At 45.5% G+C, this 7,104-nt stretch carries 4 protein-coding genes, 1 tRNA gene and 2 pseudogenes; 4 read left to right on the top strand and 3 right to left on the bottom strand.

Annotated features, from left to right (window positions below):
• Positions 1 to 506 (bottom strand): annotated as a pseudogene (locus IQ235_RS14430) (hypothetical protein); the annotation flags it as partial.
• A 607-nt stretch (positions 507 to 1,113) separates the two neighbouring features.
• Here IQ235_RS14430 and IQ235_RS14425 point away from each other — a divergent pair.
• From IQ235_RS14425 to IQ235_RS14415, 3 genes are all read left to right on the top strand, one after another.
• On the top strand, positions 1,114 to 2,907 hold the full coding sequence (locus tag IQ235_RS14425; RefSeq protein ID WP_264322146.1) for an SLC13 family permease: 1,794 nt from the start codon (positions 1,114 to 1,116) through the stop codon (positions 2,905 to 2,907).
• A gap of 232 nt (positions 2,908 to 3,139) precedes the next feature.
• Positions 3,140 to 3,676: an adenylyl-sulfate kinase gene (gene cysC, locus IQ235_RS14420; RefSeq protein ID WP_264322145.1), complete on the top strand. Its 537-nt coding sequence runs from the start codon at positions 3,140 to 3,142 to the stop codon at positions 3,674 to 3,676.
• Between the two features lie 257 nt (positions 3,677 to 3,933).
• Positions 3,934 to 4,689, top strand: a complete 756-nt coding sequence (locus IQ235_RS14415) for a hypothetical protein (protein WP_264322144.1) — start codon at positions 3,934 to 3,936, stop codon at positions 4,687 to 4,689.
• A 505-nt stretch (positions 4,690 to 5,194) separates the two neighbouring features.
• Here the strand turns inward: IQ235_RS14415 and IQ235_RS14410 are convergent.
• Positions 5,195 to 5,266, bottom strand: a tRNA-Gly gene (locus IQ235_RS14410).
• A 230-nt stretch (positions 5,267 to 5,496) separates the two neighbouring features.
• On the opposite strand from IQ235_RS14410, the gene IQ235_RS14405 reads away from it, so the two are divergent.
• Positions 5,497 to 6,141 (top strand): HD domain-containing protein, encoded by a 645-nt coding sequence (locus IQ235_RS14405; protein WP_264322143.1) that lies wholly within the window; start codon positions 5,497 to 5,499, stop codon positions 6,139 to 6,141.
• Positions 6,142 to 6,211: 70 nt separating this feature from the next.
• On the opposite strand, the pseudogene IQ235_RS14400 reads toward IQ235_RS14405, so the two are convergent.
• Positions 6,212 to 7,104 (bottom strand): annotated as a pseudogene (locus tag IQ235_RS14400) (polyphosphate:AMP phosphotransferase); the annotation flags it as partial.

The following is a 7,104-nucleotide window of genomic DNA, read 5'->3' as shown; positions in this document are numbered from 1 at the left end:
AGATGGGTTTGGGCTTGCCGAACTTTCTCTGCCCCCAGCTCGAAATCCGCTTGACTGGTCGATCGATTGGTGAGTTGATCTGCTTGTTCGACGCGGGCGATCGCCTGCCGGTAATGGTAATCCATACTCATGAAACTCGGCAGCAGCAAAATCGGGGCGGTGTTGGCTACGGGACGGCGAATCATCGGGTAGGGCAAGTTGACGAACATCAAAAATCCCGCGCCGCCGATGCCAAATAGAGTCACCCATTTGAGTTTGCTTAGCAGTCCGGGGGGTCGATTTGCCTTTGCCGCCTGCTGGAGTACCCGAGGGCTAAAATCGGGAAAAATATCGCAGATGTGGTGTCGCAGTTCGGACTCCGTGAGGCGATCGCCCGATTGAGTGAGGAGTTTGCGCAACCGCTTCTTGACGATATCTCGCTGAACTTGACTGGCCGGATCTTTTCGGGCAGATTTATCGAGTTGGACGCTTAAAATCGCAAAGGCTCGCTCGTTCAGGCGGTTCATAGGTTAAGTGGATGCTAATAACTCTCTATTTTTAGTATGGCAAATTAAAAAGGGAGAGACCCTCCCGAAGATGAGGGTTCCGGATCGAGTAAATTGCTGCAAGTAAGTCTATAAAATGAGTAGGACAATTGTCGAGATGTTCGATCGTCTCTGTTGATAAATTAAAACCGCGCAATTGTCTGACAAATTTATTGTAAATTCAGTGCAATCTCGGATGACAGATCTCGAAAATCCAGACAAGCTAAGCCTAGCCGCAAATAAATGTCTATTGAGCAATTTACGAAGCCGATCGCAATTCAATCGAACAACATCATATTCTACGTGCAAGAGTCTCCAATTTTTTGAGGGTTGAATATTTTAGGATCTGTCATCAGTTAGACGTGCATTCGAGATGAGACAGGGGTTATAGCTTTCCGATTTGTTGTTTGCCCGCGCGCGACTCTTCACCTTCATCCTTTGGAGGCGGCTGCGCCAAGGGAGGATCGCAATCGAATTCTTATCCCGAAGGGGTTCTAGATTTACACGATCGCACGTCCTAATCTTTCTAGAACGTCGCGAATTTTAAGTTGACGATCGTTATTTATTCAGTGTTCACTATTTTTGCCCTATGTCACCAATCGTTCTTACCCTAGGTGTTGTCATCGCGGCACTCATTTGTTTTATTACAGAGTGGTTTCCCATCGATATTACAGCAATTATCGTTGCTGTTATACTCATGGTTTTGGGGTTAGTGGAACCTGAAGAAGGTATTTCTGGATTTGGCAATACGGCGACCATTACTGTGATGGCAATGTTTATTCTCAGCGGCGGCATTGCCAAAACTGGAGCCATGCAAGTGATGCGAGATTTTCTGCTGAAATGGGGAGGAAAAAGACCCTCTCAGCAAATTTTTTTAATGGGTATACTTTTAGGTCCAATTACGGCATTTATTAATAATACGGCTGTCGTTGCCGTTTTTTTGCCTATCGTTGAAGAATGGTGTAAAAAACGAGAAATTTCCACGTCAAAGCTTCTTATTCCCCTATCTTACGTTACGATTTTGGGAGGAATGATGACTTTACTGGGAACTTCGACCAATATTTTAGCCAGTGGAATTTCTCTGAGTTTAGGATATCGAGAGTTTTCTTTATTTGAATTCACGAAAGTTGGCATCATTTTATTTATAATTGGGATTGCTTACTTATCAATTTTTGCGCCTCGATTGTTACCCGATCGAAAACAATCGGACGGAGAGCAGCTTTCTCGCGATTATGGCATCAAAGATTATGTGAGTGAAGTGGTTGTCAAACCTCGATCGAGTTTGGTGGGGCAAACACTGCGCTCTAGTGAGATTCAGCGAAAATTCGACTTAGATATTTTAGAAATTATTCGCAACGACAGCCATTTCCCTCAGCCAATCGCTGATAAAAAGCTAGAAGTTGGAGATATTTTAATCGTACGCGGTGGTCGAACCGATTTGCTTAATATTCGTGAAGAAAGAGGAGTAGACATTCTACCTGATGTAGAGTTTAGCAATAACTTCTTTTCCGAACAACAAGTTTCGACAGAAGAGGGGGTTGCAGAAGTTCTTATTCTCTCAAGCTCCAATTTAATTGGTTCGACACTCAAAGATTTACGATTTCGGCAGCGTTATAATGCCACAGTTCTTGCAATTCGTCGCGGTCAAGATTTAGTTCGAGATCGAATGGGAAGGGTTCCACTCAAGTTTGGAGACTTGCTTCTCGTTCAAGCTCCAAAACAAAGTCTTTTAGGACTACAAACCAGTCGCGATTTACTGGTTATCGAGCAGCGGGATGTGGAAAACTTACGTCAAGAAAAAGCCCTAGTTGCGATCTCGATCGCAATGGGTGTCGTACTGTCTTCAGCTTTCGGAATACTTCCCATTCTAGTAAGTGCCTTAGCCGGTGTTGTATTAATGGTGGTGACGGGTTGTTTGAAACCCGGTGAAATTTACGAATCCGTTCGGTGGGATATTATTTTCCTTCTTGCTGGACTGATTCCTATGGGAATTGCCATGGATAAATCGGGAACAACTCAATGGTTGGCAGACAAACTCGTCGCAATTGGCGGAGAAATGTCAGGCTATTGGATTTTATTATCCTTTTTTATTGCGACTATTATTCTGACTGAAATTCTCTCAAATAATGCCTCTGTCGTCTTGATGATTCCCGTTGCCGTTAAAGTTGCAGAAACTTTAAATCTCAATCCCTATGCCTTTATGTTTGCCGTCACCCTAGCGGCATCTAACAGCTACTTAACGCCCATCGGCTATCAAACGAATACCATGGTGTACGGGGCTGGAGGCTATAAATTTTTGGACTTTACCAAAGTCGGCGTACCGCTAAGTTTGATGATGACAATTCTGGCGCCATTGCTAATTATCAAGTTTTATGGTTTGTAATCGATCGTTCCATCAGATCGGTAATATTGCGGAGTTAAGATCGTTGTCTCTCGAACGATCGCCTTCAATCGGTGGTGCGAGTCAGTAAAATCTCGGATATTTGACGATCGATTGAGAGTTGATGAAGCAAAATCGATCGACTTTAAAGCCTTCTAAAAGTAGGTGCTCCTCCCAAAAACTTAGGTTACAATGAACAGCAATTACTAAATTCAACAAATATTGGAGATCGTTAATGAAACACCGTGGTGTGACGGTTTGGTTTACCGGCCTCAGTGGCGCGGGAAAAACCACGATTACTAAAGCTGTAGCCGAAAAGCTGACATCGCAAGGATGCAAGTTAGAAATCCTCGACGGTGATATTGTTCGAGAAAATCTCACCAAAGGGTTGGGATTTAGTAAGGAAGACCGAGATATCAACGTCCGCCGCATCGGTTTCGTCTCGCATCTGCTCACTCGCAACGGCGTTATCGTCCTGGTTTCTGCTATTTCTCCTTACCGTGCGGTGCGCGAAGAACTCAAAGAAAAGATTGGCGACTTTGTCGAAGTGTTTGTGAACGCACCTCTCAACGTCTGCGAAGATCGAGACGTGAAAGGATTGTATAAAAAAGCTCGCACTGGAGAAATTCCCCAATTTACCGGGGTGAGCGATCCCTACGAACCGCCAACCAACCCAACCCTCGAATGTCGCACGGATCTAGAGGAAGAGGAAGAAAGCGTCACTAAGGTACTCAAAACCCTAGAAGAACTGGGTTATCTCGATCCCGCCTAATCGATCGATACATCGAGCTTGCCTACAAAACCGGGGTGCGATCGCATTAACCAGCTCAAACGTTGGATGAGTGTTGTTTGCAACCCGGTTTCGTGCGTCTAGATCGCCACGCTGTTGCCCTAATGCTATGGGATGGAGAAATCCCATGGCGACGAAACAATATACTGCATCAATTTGACTGGATCCATTTGCCGAATGCTCGAACTTGCTTGGGTACAATAGAACCAAAGCAGGAGAAGATACCAGACGACCAGAGTATGGCCAAGAAAAAATCAAAGCAGCCCAAAGCTAAAAAAGCAGAACTGGAGGTTCAAGTACCTTCTAACCCTCCGGCTGAAGTCGTGTCTATCTCTAGCAGGCGAACGTCTCAGGAGAACCCCATCGCTTCTGAAGGTGAAACTACAACCCCACAGGAGAACCCCATCGCTTCTGAAGGTGAAACTACAACCCCACAGGAGAACCCCATCGCTTCTGAAGGTGAAACTACAAACCCAGAGGAGAACCCCATCGCTTCTGAAGGTGAAACTACAACCCCAGAGGAGAACCCCATCGCTTCTGAAGGTGAAACTACAACCCCAGAGGAGAACCCCATCGCTTCTGAAGGTGAAACCATCACCCCAGAGGAAAAGCCTCCCGTGAGTGCTGTGGCATCTCCTAAACCGACACGACCGAGTCCACCGAGTCCACCGAGTCCACCGAGTCCATCGAGTCCATCGAGTCCAACCACCAGTGGAGTCCCCCAACATCCAAAAGATTCACCTTCAATCGGATCTGGACCGACAAAGACTGGTTCCTCCAGAGGGTCGAAAGGGGCTGGTCTTCCCCGACCGAAAAAAGTGGTTCCAATTACCCAGTGCGGCGAATTCAACGCCGGTGATACGGTTACTCTGCCTTATAGCGGTAAAATTGTAACTCTCACCAACTTTTACCAGGGAAGTACTTCGGGTGATTGGTGGGCTGCTTTTGAAGGAGGATGCGTTCAGGTTAAAGCTTTAAAACAATCGTCAGTCTAATATCCAGGAGAAGGAGAAAGAGTATTTCGTGGGGTGCTACGTTGACGGTTTCTGTTTTCGAGCGTGCAATTTCGACGATAATGCAACCCCTCAAATCGGGGATAGGTGCAATCAGTTCGAACAACCAAATTTGTACCTTCCCCACTCTAGATTTTTCCGAGATCGTATCGGCGATCGGACGATCGAGATGAGGCTTAAAAATTTAGATTTTCGATCGCCTGTGTGACCGTTGAAATAACTGCTCGGTCGTCTCGAGTATCTTCAAGGCAATTGCTTTGTCGTGCTGTTATCAGCTCCTACACAGGGGCAAATTCACTTCTAACAACCAGCTTCGTACCGGTTCTTCCGACAAATACCGATCCGATCGCAAGCAGCGCAACCCGGTAAGTTGAATTGAATCTACGACGATGCCCTGTGGGCATCGAGTTTCCCGAATCGAAATCGGCTCGATTGACTTTGGGCTTTTCATTTTTCACCAGCGTTACGCTTTTGAAGCCACTTGCAAAGCGGACGATCGGACTCGAACCGACGACGTTCAGCTTGGGAAGCTGACATTCTACCACTGAATTACGCCCGCTTGAAATTAATTGAACTCTAACTGAAGCTGCTCGATCGCAATTACTCTAAATATTGATGTGACTCTGTTAATTATACAACATCACATCGAGCATCTCTGGCAACTCTCCAGACTTCAAAGGCAATTTTTACCGCTTTCATGTAGAGTCGAATTCCATAGGACTGGAAATGACTGAGACAATTCTGAAGTGTTTTACATATTTTATCTATAAAGGGTCAGGTTACTTTAGTATGAAGGTCACTTCGCAACGATGGGATGAGTTATGTGTGGCATTAAATATCATTCCCGATCGTGATGAATATGTCAGGCTGATATCGGCTTATTCACAATCTCACCGTTCTTATCATACCCTAAAACATCTCTCAGAATGTTTAGAGAAACTCGACTGGGCGATTTCCGAATATCAAGTTTTAAGCGTTTATAATTCAAAGCTGGTTGAAGTAGCACTCTGGTATCATGATGCAGTTTATCAACCTCAACAGAATCAGAACGAGCAAAACAGTGCGAACTGGGCGATCGAATTTTTTAGTAAAAGCGGATTACCACCTGAAAAATGTCAGTTAATTCGCTCGTTGATTCTGGCAACCTGTCATCGACAAACCCCGGTAGATGAAATGCATCGGCTGATTGTTGATATCGATCTATCCATTTTAGGGGCAAAAATAGAGCGATTTCAAGAATACGAATCTCAAATCAGACAAGAGTACTACTGGGTTGCTCGATCTATTTATACTCAAAAAAGAAAAGAGTTATTATCTTTCTTTCTATCTAAAACTCAAATCTATTTAACGCAGTTATTTTATGAGAATTTCGAAAATAGAGCGCAAGAAAATATAAGCAGATTGATAGAAGATTTAAACATTAAGGTTATTTAACATATGTTAAATAACCTTAATGTTCGATCGAGCTTGATATGACGCATTATGATAGTGATTTCAGACGTTTTTAATTACGGCATTTCAATTCATTTTTTATTGCTTCTGTCACCGTTTCGATTGCTTTGACTCGGGCGTAATACTTATTATTCGCTGGCACGATCGTCCAAGGTGCATTGGGAGTGCTGGTGCGTTGGATCGCTTGATTCACCGCCACCTCGTAAAGCGACCATTTTTCCCGATTTCGCCAATCTTCATCGGTGAGTTTGTAGGCTTTGAACAGATTGTTTTGCCGATCGTGAAAGCGCTGCAATTGCTCTTCGGGACTAATATGCAACCAAAATTTTACCAATACGTATCCCGCACGAGTGAGTTGCTCTTCAAACTCGTTAATTTCCTGGTAGGCGCGCCGCCATTCGGTCTGGGTGGCAAACCCTTCCACCCGTTCCACCAAAACCCGACCGTACCAACTGCGATCGAATATTCCAATCTGCCCCGATGCGGGCAGTTGCCGCCAAAATCGCCACAGGTAGTGATGGGCTTTCTCCTCATCCGTCGGGGCAGCAAACGGTGTAACCGTATAGCCGCGCGGGTCGAGAACGTCCGTTAACCGCTTAATCGCCCCACCCTTGCCTGCCGCATCCCAACCTTCAAAAATCGCCAACACCGGAACTTGTTGCTGGTAAATCTTCATCTGGATTTTGCGCAAGTCGAGTTGGGCGGCCTTCAATTGTTGCTTGTACTCTTCTTTCGACAACTGCCGCTCTAAATCCACTTGTGCCAGAGAATCCGGTTCCGTGGGTTCGAGATGCTCTTGGGGTGGGATTTTGGGGATAGGCGCGCGCAGGTGATGGCGATCGAGGGTTGCACAAATTGTCGAGATCGTCTCGGTGAGAAACTTGAATTGCGCCCAACGCGCATCGAGGGCTACCACTAACATCCTAGGTGCGCGGCCAGTGCTGG

The sequence above is a fragment of the Zarconia navalis LEGE 11467 genome (assembly GCF_015207075.1).
Classification (GTDB): Bacteria; Cyanobacteriota; Cyanobacteriia; order Cyanobacteriales; family Geitlerinemataceae; genus Zarconia; species Zarconia navalis.
The sequence above is the reverse complement of the archived record's forward strand: the minus strand, read 5'-3'. Positions and strand labels throughout refer to the sequence as shown.